General features: G+C 62.3%; 18 protein-coding genes. 7 read left to right on the forward strand and 11 right to left on the reverse strand.

Translation table 11 applies throughout. The features are described from left to right. Positions 1-151: 151 nt before the first annotated feature. The 3 genes from HX818_RS26660 to HX818_RS26670 all read right to left on the reverse strand — a co-directional run bounded on the left by HX818_RS26660 (position 152) and on the right by HX818_RS26670 (position 4319). Positions 152-2500: an FdhF/YdeP family oxidoreductase gene (locus tag HX818_RS26660; RefSeq protein WP_102367895.1), complete on the reverse strand. Its 2349-nt coding sequence runs from the start codon at positions 2498-2500 to the stop codon at positions 152-154. After that, complete coding sequence (fdhD, locus tag HX818_RS26665) at positions 2497-3336, reverse strand: formate dehydrogenase accessory sulfurtransferase FdhD (protein WP_008435774.1); 840 nt, start codon at positions 3334-3336, stop codon at positions 2497-2499. Before fdhD ends, HX818_RS26660 begins: the two co-directional genes overlap by 4 nt. A gap of 95 nt (positions 3337-3431) precedes the next feature. Then, the gene (locus tag HX818_RS26670; RefSeq protein WP_177021024.1) at positions 3432-4319 is read right to left on the reverse strand and encodes a LysR family transcriptional regulator; all 888 of its coding nucleotides are present in this window, start codon (positions 4317-4319) and stop codon (positions 3432-3434) included. A 130-nt stretch (positions 4320-4449) separates the two neighbouring features. Here HX818_RS26670 and lysM point away from each other — a divergent pair, with 130 nt between their 5' ends. Next, on the forward strand, positions 4450-4890 hold the full coding sequence (gene lysM / locus HX818_RS26675) for a peptidoglycan-binding protein LysM (RefSeq protein WP_003213215.1): 441 nt from the start codon (positions 4450-4452) through the stop codon (positions 4888-4890). Positions 4891-5010: 120 nt separating this feature from the next. Here lysM and yrfG read toward each other — a convergent pair whose 3' ends face one another. After that, a complete protein-coding gene (yrfG, locus tag HX818_RS26680) occupies positions 5011-5673 on the reverse strand; it encodes a GMP/IMP nucleotidase (RefSeq protein WP_003213217.1) in 663 nt (220 codons plus the stop codon). Positions 5674-5760: 87 nt separating this feature from the next. On the opposite strand from yrfG, the gene nudE reads away from it, so the two are divergent. Further along, positions 5761-6327 (forward strand): ADP compounds hydrolase NudE, encoded by a 567-nt coding sequence (gene nudE, locus HX818_RS26685; RefSeq protein WP_003213218.1) that lies wholly within the window; start codon positions 5761-5763, stop codon positions 6325-6327. Next, complete coding sequence (gene cysQ, locus HX818_RS26690; protein WP_008435771.1) at positions 6324-7160, forward strand: 3'(2'),5'-bisphosphate nucleotidase CysQ; 837 nt, start codon at positions 6324-6326, stop codon at positions 7158-7160. The genes nudE and cysQ overlap by 4 nt, the downstream gene beginning before the upstream one ends. 113 nt (positions 7161-7273) lie before the next feature. Here cysQ and HX818_RS26695 read toward each other — a convergent pair whose 3' ends face one another. The 7 genes from HX818_RS26695 to rfbB are packed head-to-tail and all read right to left on the reverse strand — an operon-like array spanning position 7274 to position 14346. After that, complete coding sequence (locus tag HX818_RS26695; RefSeq protein ID WP_003213222.1) at positions 7274-7729, reverse strand: YiiD C-terminal domain-containing protein; 456 nt, start codon at positions 7727-7729, stop codon at positions 7274-7276. A 27-nt stretch (positions 7730-7756) separates the two neighbouring features. After that, entirely contained in the window at positions 7757-9142 is a 1386-nt protein-coding gene (locus tag HX818_RS26700; RefSeq protein ID WP_087692719.1) for a sigma-54 dependent transcriptional regulator, read from the reverse strand. Continuing rightward, positions 9139-10947 (reverse strand): ATP-binding protein, encoded by a 1809-nt coding sequence (locus HX818_RS26705; RefSeq protein WP_023659335.1) that lies wholly within the window; start codon positions 10945-10947, stop codon positions 9139-9141. Before HX818_RS26705 ends, HX818_RS26700 begins: the two co-directional genes overlap by 4 nt. Before the next feature lie 36 nt (positions 10948-10983). Beyond that, complete coding sequence (gene rfbD / locus HX818_RS26710; RefSeq protein ID WP_177021025.1) at positions 10984-11853, reverse strand: dTDP-4-dehydrorhamnose reductase; 870 nt, start codon at positions 11851-11853, stop codon at positions 10984-10986. Next, positions 11850-12395, reverse strand: a complete 546-nt coding sequence (rfbC, locus tag HX818_RS26715; protein ID WP_008435750.1) for a dTDP-4-dehydrorhamnose 3,5-epimerase — start codon at positions 12393-12395, stop codon at positions 11850-11852. Before rfbC ends, rfbD begins: the two co-directional genes overlap by 4 nt. Then, positions 12392-13267 (reverse strand): glucose-1-phosphate thymidylyltransferase RfbA, encoded by an 876-nt coding sequence (gene rfbA / locus HX818_RS26720; protein WP_177009293.1) that lies wholly within the window; start codon positions 13265-13267, stop codon positions 12392-12394. The genes rfbC and rfbA overlap by 4 nt, the downstream gene beginning before the upstream one ends. After that, entirely contained in the window at positions 13264-14346 is a 1083-nt protein-coding gene (gene rfbB, locus HX818_RS26725) for a dTDP-glucose 4,6-dehydratase (protein WP_177021026.1), read from the reverse strand. The genes rfbA and rfbB overlap by 4 nt, the downstream gene beginning before the upstream one ends. A 177-nt stretch (positions 14347-14523) precedes the next feature. Between rfbB and HX818_RS26730 the strand changes: the two genes are divergently transcribed. From HX818_RS26730 to HX818_RS26745, 4 genes are all read left to right on the forward strand, one after another. Continuing rightward, complete coding sequence (locus tag HX818_RS26730; protein ID WP_177021027.1) at positions 14524-17433, forward strand: aminotransferase; 2910 nt, start codon at positions 14524-14526, stop codon at positions 17431-17433. Positions 17434-17558: 125 nt separating this feature from the next. Beyond that, positions 17559-18437 (forward strand): N-carbamoylputrescine amidase, encoded by an 879-nt coding sequence (aguB, locus tag HX818_RS26735; RefSeq protein ID WP_008435737.1) that lies wholly within the window; start codon positions 17559-17561, stop codon positions 18435-18437. A 6-nt stretch (positions 18438-18443) separates the two neighbouring features. Next, on the forward strand, positions 18444-19550 hold the full coding sequence (aguA, locus tag HX818_RS26740) for an agmatine deiminase (RefSeq protein WP_102604451.1): 1107 nt from the start codon (positions 18444-18446) through the stop codon (positions 19548-19550). Between the two features lie 243 nt (positions 19551-19793). Further along, a complete protein-coding gene (locus tag HX818_RS26745) occupies positions 19794-20006 on the forward strand; it encodes a hypothetical protein (protein WP_003213240.1) in 213 nt (70 codons plus the stop codon). Positions 20007-20033 lie beyond the last annotated feature (27 nt).

Raw genomic sequence — 20033 nt, forward strand, 5'->3', positions numbered from 1 at the left:
GTTGTATACAATTCTCTAAGTTACTGTTTTGTATGAGGAACTTAAGTGAGTTTTGCGAGTCTTTAGTTACTTCGGAACGGCCGCTTTTATGCAAAAGCGGCCTTTTTTGTGCCCGTAAGAAACTCGGGTGCTGTCTGTGGCGAGGTGTCGCTTAGGCCGACTTCGCCATGATCAAGCCGGTTGCACTCGCTGCTTCCAGGCGGATCGCTACAAACTTCGACGTTGGCGTATGGCTGCCATCCCCCGTGCTTTCCAGCGGCACCAGCGGATTCACTTCCGGGTAATAAGCCGCAGCCTGCCCCGCCGGAATATCAAATGCCAGCAAGGTAAAGCCCTTCACCCGACGCTCACGTCCGTCATCCCAGATCGACACGATGTCAGCCTTCTGCCCCGGCTTGAAGCCCAGGCGGATGATGTCGGCTTCATTGACGAACAACACATCCCGCTGGCCCTTGACCCCACGATAGCGGTCGTCCAGGCCATAGATGGTGGTGTTGTACTGATCGTGGGAGCGCATCGACTGCATGATCAGGTCCGGCAATTGCCCGGTGTTGCGGGTGCGTTCGTGCACCAGGTCCTTGGGCAGGATGTTCGGGCGGAAGTTGGCGCGGCCCGACGGGGTGTTCCAGCGACGGGCGCCAGCCGAGTTGCCCAGGTAGAAACCGCCCGGGTTTTTCAGGCGCTCGTTGAAGTCCTTGAAGCCCGGAATGGTGTCGGCGATCAGGTCGCGAATACGGTCGTAATCGGCCACCAGCCAGTTCCAGTCCACCGGCTTGCTGCCCAGGGTGGCGGCGGCAATGCCCGCCAGAATCGCAGGCTCGGATTTCATCTGTTTCGACAGCGGCTGCAGTTGGCCGTTGGAGGCGTGGACCATGCTGAATGAGTCTTCAACGGTCACGGCTTGCGGACCTTCGGCCTGGATGTCGATGTCGGTGCGGCCCAGGCATGGCAGGATCAGCGCGTCCTTGCCATGCATCAGGTGGCTGCGGTTGAGCTTGGTGCTGATCTGTACGGTCAGGTCGCAATTGCGCAGTGCTTCAAAGGTGCGTGGGCTGTCCGGGGTGGCTTGGGCGAAGTTGCCGCCCAAACCGATAAACACCTTGGAGCGCCCTTCGAGCATGGCGTGAATCGCTTCCACCACGTTGTGGCCGTTATCGCGCGGCACCTGGAACTGGAAACGACGCTCCAGGGAATCGAGGAACGCCACCGGCGGGCGTTCGTTGATGCCCATGGTGCGGTCGCCCTGCACGTTACTGTGGCCACGCACCGGGCACAGGCCTGCGCCCGGGCGGCCGATGTTGCCGCGCAGCAGCATCAGGTTGGCGATTTCCTGGATGGTCGGCACCGAGTGGCGATGCTGGGTGATGCCCATCGCCCAGCACATGATCACGTTCTTGCCTTTGGCGTACATGCGCGCCGCTTGCTCGATCTCCACCAGGGTCAGGCCGGACTGCTCAACGATTTCATCCCATGAGGTGTCGTCGATCTTGCCCAGGTAATCCAGCACGTTGGCGGTGTGTTCGTTGAGGAAGTCGTGGTCGAACACGGCCTCCTTGCCTTCGGCCTGGGCCTGGCGTTCCCACAGCAGCAGGAACTTGGCCATGCCCCGCAGGATGGCCATGTCGCCTCCCAGCGCCGGGCGGAAGTAGGCGGTGTTGGTTGGCTTGTCGCCGTTGGTGAGCATTTCCAGCGGGTGTTGCGGGTGCTGGAAGCGTTCCAGGCCACGCTCTTTCAGCGGGTTGATGCACACCACCTGGGCGCCGCGTTTTACCGCTTCGCGCAGTGGCTCCAGCATGCGTGGGTGGTTGGTGCCGGGGTTCTGGCCCCAGACGAAAATCGCGTCCGCATGCTCGAAGTCATCGAAGGTCACGGTGCCTTTGCCCACGCCCACGCTTTGCGCCAGGGCGACGCCGCTGGCTTCGTGGCACATGTTCGAGCAATCCGGGAAGTTGTTGGTGCCGTAGGCGCGCACAAACAGTTGATACAGGTAAGCCGCTTCGTTGCTGGCCCGGCCCGAGGTATAGAACTCGGCCATGTCCGGGTTTGGCAGCGCATTGAGGTGCTTGCCGATCAAGTCGAAAGCCGATTCCCAGCTGATGGGTTTGTAACGGTCGGTTTCGGCGTCGTAGCTCATCGGCTCGGTCAGGCGGCCCTGGTACTCAAGCCAGTAGTCGCTCTGCTCCAGCAGCGCGCTGACGCTGTGCTTGGCGAAGAATGCCGCGTCGACCCGGCGCTTGGTGGCTTCCCAGTTGACCGCCTTGGCGCCGTTCTCGCAGAACTTGACCATGCCGCTTTCCGGCGAGTCGCCCCAGGCGCAGCCCGGGCAGTCGAAGCCGCCGTTCTGGTTGGTCTTGAGCATCATGCGGATGTTTTTCAGCGCGTTGTCGCTGGTCAGCCAGGCTTGCGCCACGCTGATCAGTGCGCCCCAACCACCCGCCGGGCCTTTATAGGGCTTGTAGCGCGGGGTGGGTTTGTCGTCGGCTTGATGATGATTACTCACGCTTGATTCTCCATCGCAGGGCTATAGACCCGCGGCGCACTTTTCTGCGGCAGGTGGATGAGATTGAGGTTGTGCCGGCGAGCCCATTGCAGGGCCAGGCCGGTGGGCGACGACAGGCTGACCAGGGTCTGGATGCCTGCACGCAGGACTTTCTGGATCAGTTCGAGGCTGCAGCGACTGGTGACAATCGCCAGGCCGCCGTCGGTCGGAATCTTTTGGCGGATCAGCGCACCGATCAGCTTGTCGAGGGCGTTATGCCGGCCGATGTCTTCACGGCCCAGCAGCAATTCGCCCTGGTTGTTCATGAACACCGCCGCATGCACCGCGCCGCTGTACTGGCCCAGCGGTTGGAACGCGCTGATGCGCTGGCGCAGGCCATCCAGCCATTCGGCAGGCGGCAACGGCGCGCCGGGCAACACCTTGAGGTTGGGCAGCGCCTGCTCCACGGCTTCTACGCCGCACAGCCCACAGCCACTGGTGCCGGCGAGTTGCCGGCGCTGCTGCTTCATATTCCAGAACGCGCGGCTGGAAATCTGCACCTGAGCGTATTGGGTCGAGCCCGAACCGCTGATTTTCAGGTCATAAATGTCGCTAACGTCTTCGATAATGCCGCTACCGATGCTGAATCCGACGATAAAGTCTTCAAGGTCGGTCGGCGTCACCAGCATCACCGCCTGGCTGATGTCGTTATAGGCAATCGCCAACGCAACTTCCTCGGCAAGCGCGGTGCTGGCCGATTCGGTGTGTTCGAGATTACAAAACTGGTAGCTCTGGCTGGCGGCGGGCGCGGGCGTTTCGAGGGCGGGCGCCGCGCAGACTGGGCGCTGGGCGTTCATTGGGCATTACCACCGGGAGTATTCAGCTGTAAGACTAGGCGCGACAAAGGGTCGCGTCTAATCGTCAGTACTGATCTACCGATAGATGCCGTCGATCAAGTCTCGATCAGCGATTTCTGGTACAGCGCAAAACACGCTTCCGCCAAGGCCGAACGGGGTGCACTGCGGCGCATGATCAACCCCAGGCGAGCCAAAGTGTGAGCGTCTTCAATGGGTTGCAGGCGCAGGTGCTCGGTGAGGGCGTCGAGGCCGCCGTCCAGTGGCATCACCGCGCAACACAGGCCGCCGTGCACCGCTTGTAACAATTGATGGACGGCATCGGTCTGCAACAGTGGCTGCGGGTTGAGGCCACGGCTGTGGAAATTGTGGTCGATGGACTGGCGAAAGTGCATGCCGCTGGTGAGCATGCCCAAGGGCAGTTCGATCAGCGCCTCCCAACTCAGGGGCTTGTCGCCGAAGCTGAAGAACCGTTGGTCGTACAGCAGGCCCATGCGGGTTTCGCCCAGGGCCAGGGAGTCGAAACGTTCGGCGTCCAGGCGCTCGAGGTACGACACACCGAGGTCCAGGCGGTTGCTGGCAAGTTGTTCAAGGATTTGCTCGGAGCTTAACGCGGACAACTCAAAGCGCAGGCTGGGGTGTTTCTTGTGCAGCTTCTGCATCAACGCCAGCGGATCGAAGCTCGACAACGGCACCACCCCCAGGCGCAACGTGCCTACCAGGTTGCCGCGACACGCAGCGGCCTCGGCCTGCAAGCCGTCATAGGCCGCCAGCACCGTGCGTGCCCAGGCCAGCACGCGTTCGCCGGGGGCGGTAAAGCCTTCGAAGCGCTGCCCGCGATTGACCAGCGGCAACTGCAGCTCTTCCTCCAGGCTGCGCAGGCGCATCGACAGGGTCGGCTGGGTGATATGGCAGCGCGCCGCCGCCTGGCCGAAGTGACGGGTTTCGTCGAGGGCGATGAGGAATTTCAGCTGTTTGATGTCCATCTTCGCTCCGGGCTTATTCCAATGCGGTGGGATTCTAGCGTGTTTGGGTCTTTGGTCAGGCTGGAACCCAATTCTGTAGGACTGGTCTAGTCTTTGGCATCTGGAAATTAAATCCCAAGGAGAGCGCACCATGAGTCTTTTAAGCTTTGTTAAGGAAGCAGGCGAGAAGTTGATTGACCTGTTGACACCGGGTAATGCCAACGCGAGCGAGCAGTTAAAAGAGCACGTGGCCAAGGTTGGATTGGGTAACCCCAATGTGCAAACCACCGTCGACGGTGACAAGGTGACCGTGACAGGTGAAGTCGCCAGCCAGGAAGAGAAAGAGAAGATATTGCTGGCGCTGGGCAACATCGCCGGCGTTGCGAGTGTTGATGACCAGATCACCGTTTCCGGTCCTGCTGTCGCGGCGGCCCGCTTTGTCGTGGTGAAAAAGGGCGACACCCTGAGTGCGATTTCGCTGGCGGTGTATGGCAACGCCAACCAGTACAACAAAATCTTCGAAGCCAACAAGCCGCTGCTGTCCCATCCGGACAAAATCTACCCAGGGCAGACGCTGCGTATTCCTGAGTAATCCGCGGACCCAATGTGGGAGCGGGCTTGCTCGCGAATGCGGTGTGTCAGTCAATATATTCAGTGGCTGACACACCGTATTCGCGAGCAAGCCCGCTCCCACATTGGACCTTCAGTGTTGTTACAAACCTACGATCAAGTCCCGGTAATCCCCAACCGCTGCAAACTCCGCCGTGTCCTTGGGCCCCTTCCGGCTGTCCGGTTCCTTCACCGCCAGCAAGTGCCCCACGCCAAAATCCCGGGCGCTACGCAGGATCGGCAAGGTATCGTCGATAAACAGGCTGCGGGCCGGGTCGAAGGCGATATCGGCGTGCAGGGCGTCCCAGAACTGCGGGTTTTCCTTGGCAAAACCATAGTCATGGGAGCTGATCAGTCGCTCGAAATAAGGCGCCAACTCGATGCGTTCCAGCTTCAACGACAGCGAATCCCGATGGGCATTGGTGATCAGGATCACCCGCTTGCCCGCCTGTTTGATCGCCGCCAGGAAGGTGTCGGCATCCGGGCGCAAGGCAATCAGGTGCGCGGTTTCCAGCTTGAGCTCGCGCACCGGGATCTTGAGTTCGGCGCTCCAGAAATCCAGGCAATACCATTGCAACTGTCCGGCGTTACGCTCGAACAGCGGCTGCAGCTCCATCTCGGCCATGGCCCGGCTCACACCATGCAACTCGGCATAGCGCTGGGGCAGGTGCTCCATCCAGAAATGGTTGTCGAAGTGCAGGTCGAGCAAGGTGCCGTCCATGTCCAGCAGGACGGTGTCGATGGCGTGCCAGGGCAATGGAGGCATAAAGAACACTCATGTAAGAAAAGATATACGACACAGACAATCGGAAAAGCCACGGTATAGTAACCCGATCACGCCAAGGAGCCGCTCATGCGCCAGAAACCCACCGTTCTCGCCCGCGAAATAGTCGCCAGTAGCCGTTTGTTCCGCGTGGAGGAAGTGCAATTGCGCTTTTCCAATGGCGTGGAGCGGACCTACGAGCGCCTGGTGGGCAGGGGTGCCGGATATGGCGCGGTGATGATCGTGGCGATGATCGACTCGGACCATGCGTTGCTGATCGAAGAATATTGCGGCGGCACCGACGAGTATGAACTGTCACTGCCCAAGGGCCTGATCGAACCGGGCGAAGACGTGTTGGCGGCAGCCGACCGTGAGCTCAAGGAAGAAGCCGGTTTCGGCGCCCGCCAGTTGGAGCATATCACCGAGCTGTCGCTGTCCCCCGGCTACATGAGCCAGAAAATCCAGGTGGTGCTGGCCACCGAACTGTATGAAGAGCGCCTGGAAGGCGACGAGCCCGAGCCGATGCGCGTCGACCGGGTCAACCTGCGGGAGCTCTCGCAGTTGGCGCAGAACGAGCAGTTCAGCGAGGGCCGCGCGTTGGCCGCGCTGTACCTGGTACGCGACCTGTTGACTCAACGTGGAGCGTTCCAGCCATGAGCGAACTGTTCCTGGGTCACCCGTTTATTGCCCCCGCGATCGAATTGGCCCGCCAGGCTGGCGAGGTCATCCTGCCGTATTGGCGCGCCGATGTTGCCGTCACCACCAAGACCGATGATTCACCGGTCACTGCCGCCGACTTGGCTGCCCATCACTTGATCCTCGCCGGGCTGACTGCGTTGGACCCGAGCATTCCGGTGCTCTCGGAGGAAGACGCCGACATTGACCAGAGCGTGCGCGCCGGTTGGCAGCGCTGGTGGCTGGTGGACCCGCTGGATGGCACCAAGGAATTCATCTCCGGCAGCGAGGAGTTCACCGTCAACATCGCGCTGATCGAAAAGGGCCGCGTGGTGTTCGGTGTGGTGTCGATGCCTACCAGTGGTCGGTGCTACTTCGGGGGTGCCGGGCTGGGTGCCTGGCGTTCCGATGTAGGTGCTGCGCCCAAGCAAATCCAGGTGCGCCAGACCCCGGCGAGCGGTGAAGCATTTACTGTGGTTGCCAGTCGTCGCCATACGAGCCCTGAACAGGATCGCTTGCTCGCTGGCTTGAGTGCCGGATTGGGCGAGCTGAAGCTGGCCAATATCGGCAGTTCTTTGAAGTTTTGCCTGTTGGCTGAGGGCAGCGCCGATTGCTACCCGCGCCTGGCGCCCACCTCGCAGTGGGACACCGCGGCCGCGCAAGGGGTGCTGGAAGGTGCGGGTGGGGAAGTGCTGGAGCTGGATGGGCAGCCGTTCAGTTACCCGGCGCGGGCGTCGTTGTTGAACCCGTTCTTCCTGGCATTGCCGGCTAAAGCGGAGTGGCGTGAGCGGTTGCTGACCCTGGCCCGGTCTTAAGCACAGCGCCGATCAAAAATGTGGGAGCGGGCTTGCTCGCGAAGGCAGTGTGTCAGTCACCAGATGTATTGGCTGATCCACCGCTTTCGCGAGCAAGCCCGCTCCCACATTTGTTATGTGTGCAGGACGTACTGCCCGGTAAAGGCCACGGCCCGCTCTTCACTGCCCTCATTGACGATCCACGTCTCCAGCGCCAAGCGCGCCCGGCCATAACGCTTGTAGGTGGCGACGAATCGCTTCCACACCTTGTCATCAGGTGCCTGGCAAATCGCCGTCGCATCGGTGGTCACCGGCAGCGGATAACTGATCTGCCCTTCCTGAATCACGATATGCCCGTCTTCAATCCCTTCCTCACGCAACTGCAAATGCAGCCAGCCCCAACCTGCCAGCACGGCGCCGCAATACAGGCTGCCGCCAAACATGGTGCTCTTGTGGTTGATGTTGGCGTCGAGCGGCAAGCGCAGTTGCAGCTGCCGGTCCTGCCAGTCGATAACCTTGAGGCCCATTTCCCGGGTCAGGGGAATGTCGTGGTGAAGGATCGATTCCAGGTAACGGCTATCGCGACTCATGGTGGCCTCTTGGCAGGGGGAAAAGGGTCATTCGTCGTCAGCGTGACTGTTGCCGCTGTCAGCGAAGTTCAGCCCGTGCTTGCGCAGTTTGTCGTGCAGGGTTTTACGCGGCACGCCCAATGCCTCGGCGAGGCTGCGCATGGAATTGTGGGTGCGCGCCAGTTCGGCGGCGATCAGGCTTTTTTCAAACTGTTCGACCTGTTCGCTCAAGCCGCCGGGCGTGCTGGTGAGGATGCCCGGCGAAGGGCTGTCCGGGGTGCTGTCCAGCGCCAGTTCAAGGCCCAGGGCGAAACGCTCGGCGGCGTTTTGCAGCTCGCGCACATTGCCCGGCCAGCTGTGACGCAACAACAGCGCGCGCTGGCCCGGTTGCAGCTCTTTCATCGGTAGCCCGTGGCGCGTGCTGGCTTCGTCGGCAAAGTGCTGGAACAGCATCAGCGCATCCTCACCCCGTTCGCGCAGCGGTGGAATGCGCAGCGGCGCAACGTTGAGGCGGTAATACAAGTCCGCCCGGAAGCGCCCCTGGTCGGCGGACTGGCGCAGGTCTTCCTTGGTGGCGGCGATGATGCGGATATCCAGCGGGATCAGTTGGTTGCCCCCCAGACGCTCCACCACACGCTCCTGCAACAGCCGCAGCAGCTTGACCTGCACATCCAGGCTCATGCTTTCGATTTCGTCGAGAAACAGCGTGCCGCCGTTGGCGAATTCGAATTTGCCGATGCGCCGCTTCTGGGCGCCGGTAAAGGCCCCGGGCTCATGCCCGAACAACTCGCTTTCCACCACCGACTCGGCCAGGGCGCCGGCGTTGATCGCCACAAACGGGCCGCTGCGGCGGTTCGACAGATCGTGCAGCGCACGCGCTACCACTTCCTTGCCGGCACCGGTTTCACCGAGGATCAGCACATCAGCCTTGGTCGCCGCCAGCGCGCCAATCTGCTCGCGCAGGCGCAGCATTTGCGGGGAGTGGCCCACCAGGCGCGTACTCAATTGCTGACGGTCGCTCAGGGCCAGGCGCAGGCTGCGGTTGTCCAGCACCAGGCGGCGCAGGGCCAGGGCGCGGCGCACGCTGTCGAGCAGGGCGTCACTGGCGAAGGGTTTTTCCAGGAAGTCGTAGGCGCCGGTGCGCATCGCCTGCACCGCCAGTGGCACGTCGCCGTGGCCGGTGATCAGCAGTACCGGCAGCTCCGGGTCCTGGGCGTGGAGTTCCTTTAACAGTTCCAGGCCGTCCATGCCGGGCATGCGGATGTCGCTCACCACAACCCCCGGCCAATCCCGGGACAGGCGCGCGGTCAGGCCCTGGGCTTCGCCGAGGGTCAGGACTTTCAGCCCGGCCAGGTCCAGGGTCTGGCAGAGAGCCTGACGCAGGTGTGGATCATCGTCGATCAACACCACCTGAATCTGGTTATCGATAGTCATACACTGCGGTCCTCGGACGGTTGCAGACTGACACCCGGTGCTCCGGCGCGCAGTTTCAAGGTTAACAGTGCGCCGCCTTCCTTGTGGTTGGCGAACAACAGTTCACCGCCAAAGGCGCGCATCAGGGTGTCGCAGATCGCCAGGCCCAACCCCAGGCCCTGGGTGCGGGTCTTGGTGGTGTAGAAGGGCTCGCTGGCGCGGCCCAGGGCTTCCATGCAGAAACCCGGGCCGTTGTCGCGAATGTACAGGTTGACGCCCTGTTCGGTGGTTTGGGCACTCAGCCAGAGTTTGCGCGGCGGGCCTTTTTCGGTCAGGGCGTCCAGAGCGTTGGCCAGCAGGTTGCCCAGCACCTGGCGCAGGCGGGTTTCGCCGGCCGCCACCCACAAGGTGGCCTCGGGCAGGTCGCGGATCAGTTCCACTTCCATTGCCCGCCGCCGCTTGGCCAGCAGCGCCAGGGCATCGTCCAGGGCCGGTTGCAGGGCCACGCTTTCCGGCGCATGCCGGTCGCGCCGGGCGAAGGCGCGCAAGTGGGCGATGATCGAAGCCATGCGCCCGGTCAACTCGCTGATCAGCTTGAGGTTGCCACGGGCGTCGTCGGTGCGCTCATGGTCGAGCAAAATCCCGGCGTTTTCCGCGTAGCTGCGAATCGCCGCCAACGGCTGGTTGAGTTCATGGCTGATACTCGCCGACATGGTGCCCAGCGCCGACAACTTGCCGGCCTGCACCAGGTCGTCCTGGGCGCGCACCAGTTCCTGCTGGGCATGTTCACGCTCCAGCACTTCCTGTTTCAGGCGCCGGTTGAGGCCTTCCAGGTCGCTGGTCCGCTCGATCACGCGCATCTCCAGTTCGCGACGGGCCTTGGCTTCGAAGGCGATGCGTTCCAGGTAGTGACGACGGCGCTGCATCATCAGGCCGAGCAACAGCATCAGCACCAGCAAGGCGGCGCCACCCACCGCGACCACGGTGCGCACCGGGCGGCTGATCAAGGTGCGCGGCGCGAGAATCTCGACTTTCCAGCCGGTTTCGGCGATGTCGGTGGATTGGCGCACCCACGCCGTCGGGCTGAGGCTCAGCGGCTGCGGGTCGCGGGTCGGATAGGGCTGGATGGCGATGATGGCGCGGCGTTCTTCATCCGTCAGCGGCCGGGTGGCACGAAAGCGCCATTGCGGGCGCGAGGTCAGGATCACCACGCCGTTGTGGTCGGTGACCAGCAGTTGTTCGGGGGTGTTGCCCCACAGGCTTTCGGTGTGGTCCAGGTCGACCTTCACCACCAGCACGCCGATGATCTTGTCACCATCTCGCACAGCGGCGGCGAAGAAGTAACCGCGCTTGGCCGAGGTGGTGCCCAGGCCGAAGAAGCGCCCGAGGCGCCCGGCCATGGCTTCGCTGAAGTAGGGGCGAAAGGAAAAATTACGCCCGACGAAGCTGTCCTGCTTGTCCCAGTTGGACGCGGCGAGGGTCTTGCCGGTGGTGTCCATCAGGTACATCACTTCCACCCCGGCCTGCGCGGCAACGTCCTTGAGCAGGTGGTTGGCATTGACCAGGTTGGTGCTGACGTGAGGCGCGTCGATGGCGGTGCGCAGGGCCGGCAGGTCACCGAGGATTTGTGGCAACACTTCGTAGCGGTGCAGGGTGCCCAGCAGGTTGGCGACGTACAGGTCCAGCGTCTGGCGGTTCTGGCCGGCCAGTTCGTTGCGGTAATAACGCTCGGCCAGGTGCTCCAGCGGCCACAACAGCGGTGCCAGGCATAGCGCCAGCAATGCCAGGCTGCGCCAGCGGGGTCTTCGCGGAAGGGGTGGAGTCATGGGAGTCGTGCGCCTGTGGGTACAGGCGCATTATGCCTAGTGCTGCTCGGCAAGACACTCGCGCAATGCGTCATGCCACTGCGGTTGCGAGACATGCCATTGCTGTTGCAGGCGGCTGCAATCGAGGCGCGAGTTCAGCGGGCGCCTGGCCGGCGTTGGATAGGCGCTGGAGGGAATCGCTTCCAGCTCGGCGCAGGCACGACCGTTGGCCCGTAGTTGCTCGCCGATGGCCTGTGCAAAGCCGAACCACGAGGTCTCGCCCTGGGCCGTCAGGTGGTAGACACCCCAATCCCCGGCCTCGCCCGCCTGCCAGCGCTCGATCAGTGCGCGGGTGCTGTTGGCGATGGTCCCGGCCCAGGTTGGCGCGCCGATCTGGTCGGCGACGATGCGCATCTGCGGTTTTTCCTGCAGCAGGCGTTGCATGGTCAGCAGGAAGTTCTTGCCGTGGGTCGAGTAGACCCAGCTGGTGCGCAGGATCAGGTGTTCACCGCCGATGGCCGCGATCGCCTGTTCGCCCGCCAGCTTGCTTGCGCCATAGACGCCCAGCGGGTTGGTTGCGTCGTCCTCGTTGTAGGGCGCGGCCTTGCTGCCGTCGAACACGTAGTCGGTGGAATAGTGAATCAGCGGAATGCCCAGTGCCTTGGCTTCCTCGGCGAAAATCCCGGGCGCGGTGGCGTTGATGGCGAAGGCCACGTCCGGCTCGCTCTCGGCTTGATCGACGGCCGTATGGGCGGCTGCGTTGATGATCAGGCCCGGGCGATGGGCGCGTACCTGGTCGCGGATCTGCTCGGGATGCGCCAGGTCCAGTTGATCGCGGCCCAGCACGATCAACTCGCCCAGGCCCCGGAGGCGCTGTTGCAACTCCCGGGAGACTTGGCCATGTTGGCCGCTGATAAGGATTTTCATGGGAACAGGTCGGCCTCTTGCAGGCTTTTCCCGGCCTGGTCCTTGGCAGACAGTTGCGGCGTCTCCGTCAGTTCCCAGTCGATGGCCAGCGTCGGGTCGTTCCAGAGGATGCAACGCTCGGCGCTCGGCTGGTAGTAATCGGTGGTCTTGTAGAGGAACTCGGCGTAGTCGCTCAGCACCACAAAGCCGTGGGCGAAACCTTCCGGTACCCACAACTGGCGATGGTTATCGGCGCTAAGCCGCACGCCCACCCATTGCCCGAAGTTGGGCGAGCTGCGGCGGATGTCGACGGCCACATCCAGCACTTCGCCGGCGATGACGCGCACCAGTTTGCCCTGGGTATGTTCGAGCTGGTAATGCAGGCCGCGCAGCACGCCTTTTTGCGAGCGCGAGTGGTTGTCCTGCACGAAATCACGCTTGAGCCCGGTGGCCTCTTCGAAGGCGCGGGCGTTGAAGCTTTCGTAGAAAAAGCCGCGCTCGTCACCGAACACTTTCGGTTCGATGATCAATACGCCCGGCAACGACGTGTCGGTGACCTTCATTTTTGCTCCCCGGCCAGTGAATACAGGTATTGGCCGTAGCCGGTCTTGCCGAAGTACTTGGCCCGCTCCAGCAAGTGGTCACGGTCGATCCAGCCGTTCTCGTAGGCGATTTCTTCCAGGCACGCCACTTTCAAACCCTGGCGGTGCTCGATGGTCTGCACATACGTCGAGGCCTCCAGCAGGCTGTCGTGGGTGCCGGTGTCGAGCCAGGCGAAACCACGGCCGAAGCGCTCCACGTGCAGGTCGCCACGATTGAGGTAGGCGTTGTTGACGTCGGTGATTTCCAATTCGCCGCGCGGCGATGGCTTGACCGCCTTGGCGATCTTGATCACGTCGTTGTCGTAGAAATACAGGCCGGTCACCGCGTAGCTCGACTTTGGCTTGGCTGGTTTTTCCTCGATGGACAGCGCGCGGCCCTGGCTGTCGAAGTCGATCACGCCGAAACGCTCCGGGTCCTTGACCCAGTAACCGAATACCGTGGCGCCAGATGGGCGTTCGGCAGCAGTGCGCAGTTGTTCGCCGAAGTGCTGGCCGTGGAAGATGTTGTCGCCCAGGATCAGGCATACCGGGTCATCGCCGATAAACTCTTCGCCAATCAAAAACGCCTGGGCCAGGCCGTCCGGGGACGGCTGCTCCGCATAAGTGAACCGCACGCCAAACTGGCTGCCATCGCCCAACAGGTTGCGGTATTGCGGCAGGTCTACCGGGGTGGAGATCACCAGGATTTCCTTGATCCCGGCCAGCATCAGCACCGAGATCGGGTAGTAGATCATCGGCTTGTCATACACCGGCAACAGTTGCTTGGAAACGCCCAGGGTAATGGGGTGCAAACGCGTGCCGGAGCCACCGGCCAGTACGATTCCCTTCATCATGCGATCAGATCCTTAAAGTCGGTGTTGCCCAGTCGTTCGCCTTGATAACTGCCGTCCTGGACCCTGCGGCACCATTCCAGGTTATCGAGGTACCACTGCACGGTTTTGCGCAGGCCGGTTTCAAAGGTTTCTTCGGGCACCCAGCCCAATTCGCGCTCGATCTTGCTGGCGTCGATCGCATAGCGCTGGTCGTGGCCCGGGCGATCCTTGACGAAAGTGATCAGGTCAGTGAATTTCTCCACGCCCGCCGGGCGTTGTGGTGCCAGTTCTTCCAGCAGGCCGCAGATGCTGCGCACCACGTCGATATTCTTCTGCTCGTTATGGCCGCCGATGTTGTAGGTCTCGCCTACCACACCTTCAGTCACCACTTTGAACAGCGCGCGGGCGTGGTCTTCGACGAACAGCCAGTCGCGCACTTGCAGGCCGTCGCCGTACACCGGCAATGGTTTACCTGCGAGGGCGTTGAGGATCACCAGCGGAATCAGCTTCTCGGGAAAGTGGAACGGCCCGTAGTTGTTCGAGCAATTGGTCAACAGCACCGGCAGGCCGTAAGTGCGCTGCCAGGCGCGTACCAGGTGATCGGACGCGGCCTTGCTGGCCGAGTACGGCGAGCTTGGGGCGTAGGGCGTGGTTTCGGTGAACAGGTCGTCGACGCCGTGCAGGTCGCCATACACTTCATCGGTGGAGATGTGGTGGAAGCGGAAGGCACTCTTGGCCGGTTCTTCCAGCTTCTGCCAATAACCGCGTGCGGCCTCCAGCAGGCTGTAGGTGCCGACGATATTGGTCTGGATAAAATCCGACGGGCCGTCGATGGAACGGTCCACATGAGACTCGGCCGCCAGGTGCATGATCGCGTGGGGCTCAAAGCGCGCCAGTACGGCGCTGACGGTGGCCTGGTCGATGATATCGGCCTGGACGAACTCGTAGCGGCTGTTGCTCGCGATGCTGGCCAGCGACTCAAGATTGCCGGCGTAGGTCAATTTGTCCAGGTTGAGCACTTCGTGCTTGGTGTGTTGAATCAGGTGCCGGATCAGAGCGGAGCCGATGAATCCGGCGCCGCCGGTGATGAGAATGCGCATGTCGGAGGCCCTTTTCCTTAGACAGACATTAAGCGAATGGAGCATAGCTTGAGTTGTGGAGCCAGGTGGTGCAAGGGGCCACAGTCAGATTGACGGCACTGCGCGGGACTGGGGGTTGCGTAACCCCCGTCAACAATGGCGATATAAGCGCCTGATAAAAAAGCCAGGGGTCTTCACATGTTGCTCGCCACGTTGATTCATCGCGCCAGCCTGCCTTGCCCGCAAGTCGGGCCTGTGCCTGCGACGCAGCTACTTGAGCAGCATTACGGCCTGGGTGGGGCGTTGCAGTCCCTCGGCAGCCAGCAAGACCTCAACTACCGTATCGACAGCGAGCGTGGCCGCTTTGTGCTGAAAATCTGCCGGGGCGACTACGCCGCCGTCGAGCTGCAGGCCCAGCACGCCGCTTTGAAGCATCTGCAGGGCCATTCGGATGTACGGGTGCCCAAGGTGATCTCGTCGCTTGCTGGCGAAGAATTGTTGACCGAGACCGTCGCCGGGCAAACCGTGCACCTGCGGTTGCTGGACTACATCGACGGCCAGCCGCTGACCCATCTGCCCCATCTGGGGCGCGAGGTGATCGCAGGCTTCGGCGAACTCTGCGGGCGGATGAGCCAGGCGCTGGCCGACTTCGAGCATCCGGGCCTGGAACGTACCCTGCAATGGGACCCACGCCATGCCCTTGAGCTGATCACTCATTTGCTGGCGACTCTCGAAAACCTCCCGCACCGGGCCGGGCTCGAGCGCGTGGTGGAGCAGGTCGGGCAGCGTCTGCTGCCGTTGGCCGACCGCCTGCCCTGGCAAGCCGTGCACATGGACATCACCGATGACAACGTGGTCTGGCAGCGTGATGCCCAGCGGCATTGGCAGATTGAGGGGGTGATCGATTTTGGCGACCTGGTGCGCACCTGGCGCATTGCCGACCTGTCGGTGACCTGCGCGGCGCTGCTGCATCATGCCGAGGGTGATCCGTTCGCGATCCTGCCGGCGATCCAGGCGTGCCACCGGATCACGCCGTTGCAGCGCGAAGAGTTGCAGGTGCTATGGCCGCTGATCGTCGCGCGGGCCGCGGTGTTGGTGCTGAGCAGTGAACAGCAGCAACGCCTGGACCCGGATAACGCGTACCTGTTGAAGAATGCCGAGCATGAGTGGGAAATTTTCCACGTAGCCACCTCGGTGCCCTTTGAATTGATGGAGGCGGCGATCCTGAACTGCGTCGGTGCCGAATTGCCGCCGATTGTCGGTGAAGGCTTCGCGCCTTTGTTGCCGGGGCTCGTTGGGCGTGAATTCGCGTTGATCGATCTGGGCGTGCTCAGCCCGCATTTCGAGGCCGGTAACTGGGAGCAGGAGGGCATTGATCGCCGATTGCTGGAACAAGCGGCCGTGGTCCATGGCCTGGCAGCCAGTCGTTATGGTCAATACCGTCTGTCCCGCACCCAACCCGACAGTGCCGTCGAGCCCGACACCTTCGCGCTTCACGTAGAACTGCACATGCCCTTGGGCGCCACGGTGGAAGCACCGTTCGCCGGCACCTTGCGCTATGGCGCCGAAGGCCTGCTGAGCCTGCATAGCGCCCAGTTGAGTGTTCGGTTGTGGGGCGTGAACGCCTTGTTGAAGCACGGCGCCGCAGTGGTAAAAGGCCAGGTAATCGGCGACGTGGTCGCGCCGCTGACAGTACAACTGTGCCGCGCCGAGCTTGAGCCGCCGCTGTTCTGCACGCCTTCCCGGGCGGCGGCATGGCAAACGCTCTGCCCATCCCCGGCTACCTTGCTGGGGCTGGCCTGCGACGCCGAGCCGGAGCTGGACCCCGAAGCCCTGCTGGCGCGTCGGGATGCCAGCTTCGCCCGCTCGCAGAAGCACTATTACGTCGACCCGCCGCGCATCGAGCGCGGCTGGCGCAACCATTTGATCGACATGCAGGGCCGTTCCTACCTCGACATGCTCAACAACGTCGCCGTCCTCGGCCACGGTCATCCGCGCATGGCCGAGGTGGCGGCGCGGCAATGGTCGCTGCTCAACACCAACTCGCGCTTCCACTATGCGGCGATTGCCGAATTCTCCGAGCGTTTGCTGGCGCTGGCGCCGGACTCCATGGACCGGGTGTTCCTGGTCAACAGCGGCACCGAGGCCAACGACCTGGCGATTCGCCTGGCCTGGGCCTACAGCGGCGGGCGCGACATGCTCAGCGTGCTGGAGGCGTACCACGGCTGGTCGGTGGCGGCGGATGCGGTGTCGACCTCGATTGCCGACAACCCCCAGGCCTTGAGCAGCCGCCCGGACTGGGTGCACCCGGTGACCGCGCCGAATACCTATCGCGGCGAGTTTCGCGGGCAGGACAGCGCCCCCGACTACGTACGCAGCGTGGAACACAACCTGGCGAAAATCGCCGCGCAGAATCGCCAGCTGGCGGGTTTCATTTGCGAGCCGGTGTACGGCAATGCCGGCGGGATTTCTTTGCCGCCGGGATATTTGCAGCAGGTGTACGCGCTGGTTCGTGAGCAGGGCGGCGTGTGCATCGCCGACGAAGTGCAGGTGGGCTACGGCCGCATGGGGCATTTCTTCTGGGGCTTTGAAGAGCAGGGCGTGGTGCCGGACATCATCACCATGGCCAAGGGCATGGGCAATGGCCAGCCGTTGGGCGCGGTGATCACCCGCCGGGAAATCGCCGAGGCGCTGGAGGCCGAGGGTTACTTCTTCTCCTCATCGGGAGGCAGCCCGGTGAGTTGCCGGATCGGCATGGCGGTGCTGGATGTGATGGAGGAAGAAAAGCTGTGGGAAAACGCCCAGGAGGTGGGCGGACACTTCAAGGCGCGGTTGGAGGCGCTGATCGAGCAGTATCCATTGGTGGGCGCGGTGCATGGTTCCGGGTTTTACCTGGGGCTGGAATTGGTCCGCGATCGACAGACCCTGGAACCGGCCACCGAAGAGACCGCGCTGCTGTGTGACCGGCTGCGGGAACTGGGGATCTTCATGCAGCCCACCGGCGACTACCTGAACATCCTCAAGATCAAGCCGCCGATGGTCACCTCACGGCACAGTGTGGATTTCTTCGTCGACATGCTGGCGAAGGTTCTGGAGGAAGGCTTGTAACAATAAACTCGATTGTTATCGGTAAAATTTGATCATTTTTCGATGAGCGGATATTTATTAGCTTCAAAAGCCGATTTTTATCCGCTATAAAGGCGAACACTTGCCCGCCGCCGAGGAGATGATTCATGAGTCGTATCGTTACCGTTGCCGCGACCCAGATGGCCTGTTCCTGGGACCTTGATGCCAATCTCGAAACCGCTGAAAGGCTGGTGCGTGAGGCCGCCGCCAAGGGCGCGCAGATCATCCTGATCCAGGAACTGTTCGAGGCCCCGTACTTCTGCCAGAAGCCGAACCCGGACTACCTGCAACTGGCGACCACGGTTGAAGATAACGTCGCGATCAAGCACTTCCAGAAGGTCGCCCGGGAACTGCAGGTGGTGTTGCCCATCAGTTTCTATGAACTGGCCGGCCGCGCGCGTTTCAACAGCATTGCGATCATCGACGCTGACGGCTCCAACCTCGGGATTTATCGGAAAAGCCACATCCCGGACGGCCCGGGCTACCATGAAAAGTATTACTTCAACCCCGGCGACACCGGCTTCAAGGTGTGGAACACCCGCTACGCGAAGATCGGCGTGGGCATCTGCTGGGACCAGTGGTTCCCGGAAGCCGCCCGCAGCATGGCGCTGCAAGGCGCGGAAATCCTGTTCTACCCGACCGCCATCGGCAGCGAGCCCCACGACAAGACAATTTCGTCCCGTGACCACTGGCAGCGGGTACAGCAAGGCCATGCCGGCGCCAACCTGATGCCGCTGATCGCCAGCAACCGCATCGGTAACGAGGAGCAAGACGGCTACGACATCACCTTCTACGGCTCGTCCTTCATTGCCAATCAGTTCGGCGAGAAAGTAGAAGAACTCAACGAAACCGAAGAAGGCATCCTGGTGCACCGCTTCGATCTCGATGAACTTGAACACATTCGCAGCGCCTGGGGTTCGTTCCGCGACCGCCGTCCGAACCTGTATGGTGCGCTTAAAACCCTCGACGGTTCCCTGGAGTCCTGAATCGCCATGACCACTTTGCACAGCACCCCCCGCGCCGACGGCTTCTACATGCCTGCCGAATGGGCGCCACAGACCCAAACCTGGATGATCTGGCCCGAGCGCCCGGACAACTGGCGCCTGGGCGGCAAGCCGGCGCAGGCCGCCCATGTGGCGGTGGCCAAGGCCATCGCACGTTTTGAACCGGTGACCGTGGCGGTCTCGGCCGGCCAGTACGAAAACGCCCGGGCGCGCCTGGACGTGCCGAATATTCGCCTGGTGGAAATGTCCAGCGACGACGCCTGGGTCCGCGATACCGGGCCGACCTTCGTGATCAACAACAGCGGTGAAGTGCGCGGTGTGAACTGGGACTTCAACGCCTGGGGCGGTTTTGATGGTGGCTTGTACTCGCCGTGGAACCGCGACTCCCAGGTGGGCGGCAAGATCCTCGAGATCGAGCGCAGCCCGCGTTATCGCACCGAAGGGTTTGTGCTGGAAGGCGGTTCGATCCACGTCGACGGCGAAGGCACCCTGATCACCACCGAAGAATGCCTGCTTAACCGCAATCGCAACCCGCACCTGCAGCGTGAGGAAATCGAAGCGGTGCTCAGCGCCAACCTGGCGGTGGATAAGATCATCTGGTTGCCGGATGGCCTGTTCAACGACGAAACCGACGGGCATGTGGATAACTTCTGCTGCTACGTACGCCCGGGCGAAGTGTTGCTGGCCTGGACCGACGACCCGCAAGACCCGAACTATGCGCGCTGCCATGCCGCCATGGACGTACTGCAAAGCAGCACCGACGCCCAGGGCCGCTCGTTCACAGTGCATAAAATGCCGATCCCAGGGCCGCTGTACGCCACCGAGGAAGAATGCGCAGGCGTGGACCCGGTAGACGGCACCCAGGAGCGCAATCCCACCGTGCGGTTGGCCGGTTCCTACGTCAACTTCCTGATCGTCAACGGCGGCATCATCGCGCCGAGCTTCGACGACCCGCTGGACAGCCGCGCCAAGGAGATTCTGCAGAGCCTGTTCCCGCAGCATGAAGTGGTGATGGTGCCTGGCCGCGAACTGTTACTGGGGGGCGGCAACATCCACTGTCTGACCCAGCAACAGCCGGCCCCGCACAAAAACTGAGTGCAGTTGTAACAGCCTGGTGCCGGGTTTAACGGCAATCGAGTGCGCCATGTTTTGCGCGCTCACAGCAAGCCCGCGGCCCGTCAGGTTCGCGGGCTTTTTTGTGTGCAAGTGCCGACAAACCGGGCACATTGGCATAGCTCTTGTATCGCTGTTGCGACACACAGCACGGTGTATGACTAAGCGGTTCTGTCATAAACCTTGAGTAAGTTAGCCGCTCATGCCGTCGGAGAGAGCGCTGAAATGAATGCCGATATCAACCTGATGTACACGCGCACGTTCCACCCTTTGCGGGTGAACGGTGACGCGATCCACGCGCTGGCGCTCTGGTTGAAGGCAAACGGTTCGCGGCAGATCAGGACGCCCGACCCGCGCCGGGTGATGAGCGAACGGTACCCGGCGGGGCTGTTCAGCGAGGACGAGGTGCAGGCGTTGTGTGAATTGATGCAAGGCTGACGGTTGTTTTCAATGTTGCACTGGACC

It is taken from the genome of Pseudomonas sp. F9001 (genome assembly GCF_013385435.1).
Lineage (GTDB): Bacteria > Pseudomonadota > Gammaproteobacteria > Pseudomonadales > Pseudomonadaceae > Aquipseudomonas.

What these genes read in the sequence shown, in the direction of transcription:
- fdhD (WP_008435774.1), bottom strand. Translation starts at nt 3,336, where the DNA reads ATGAACGCCCAGCGCCCAGTCTGCGCGGCGCCCGCCCTCGAAACGCCC.
- HX818_RS26670 (WP_177021024.1), bottom strand. Translation starts at nt 4,319, where the DNA reads ATGGACATCAAACAGCTGAAATTCCTCATCGCCCTCGACGAAACCCGT.
- lysM (WP_003213215.1), top strand. Translation starts at nt 4,450, where the DNA reads ATGAGTCTTTTAAGCTTTGTTAAGGAAGCAGGCGAGAAGTTGATTGAC.
- yrfG (WP_003213217.1), bottom strand. Translation starts at nt 5,673, where the DNA reads ATGCCTCCATTGCCCTGGCACGCCATCGACACCGTCCTGCTGGACATG.
- nudE (WP_003213218.1), top strand. Translation starts at nt 5,761, where the DNA reads ATGCGCCAGAAACCCACCGTTCTCGCCCGCGAAATAGTCGCCAGTAGC.
- cysQ (WP_008435771.1), top strand. Translation starts at nt 6,324, where the DNA reads ATGAGCGAACTGTTCCTGGGTCACCCGTTTATTGCCCCCGCGATCGAA.
- HX818_RS26695 (WP_003213222.1), bottom strand. Translation starts at nt 7,729, where the DNA reads ATGAGTCGCGATAGCCGTTACCTGGAATCGATCCTTCACCACGACATT.
- HX818_RS26700 (WP_087692719.1), bottom strand. Translation starts at nt 9,142, where the DNA reads ATGACTATCGATAACCAGATTCAGGTGGTGTTGATCGACGATGATCCA.
- HX818_RS26705 (WP_023659335.1), bottom strand. Translation starts at nt 10,947, where the DNA reads ATGACTCCACCCCTTCCGCGAAGACCCCGCTGGCGCAGCCTGGCATTG.
- rfbD (WP_177021025.1), bottom strand. Translation starts at nt 11,853, where the DNA reads ATGAAAATCCTTATCAGCGGCCAACATGGCCAAGTCTCCCGGGAGTTG.
- rfbC (WP_008435750.1), bottom strand. Translation starts at nt 12,395, where the DNA reads ATGAAGGTCACCGACACGTCGTTGCCGGGCGTATTGATCATCGAACCG.
- rfbA (WP_177009293.1), bottom strand. Translation starts at nt 13,267, where the DNA reads ATGATGAAGGGAATCGTACTGGCCGGTGGCTCCGGCACGCGTTTGCAC.
- rfbB (WP_177021026.1), bottom strand. Translation starts at nt 14,346, where the DNA reads ATGCGCATTCTCATCACCGGCGGCGCCGGATTCATCGGCTCCGCTCTG.
- HX818_RS26730 (WP_177021027.1), top strand. Translation starts at nt 14,524, where the DNA reads ATGTTGCTCGCCACGTTGATTCATCGCGCCAGCCTGCCTTGCCCGCAA.
- aguB (WP_008435737.1), top strand. Translation starts at nt 17,559, where the DNA reads ATGAGTCGTATCGTTACCGTTGCCGCGACCCAGATGGCCTGTTCCTGG.
- aguA (WP_102604451.1), top strand. Translation starts at nt 18,444, where the DNA reads ATGACCACTTTGCACAGCACCCCCCGCGCCGACGGCTTCTACATGCCT.
- HX818_RS26745 (WP_003213240.1), top strand. Translation starts at nt 19,794, where the DNA reads ATGAATGCCGATATCAACCTGATGTACACGCGCACGTTCCACCCTTTG.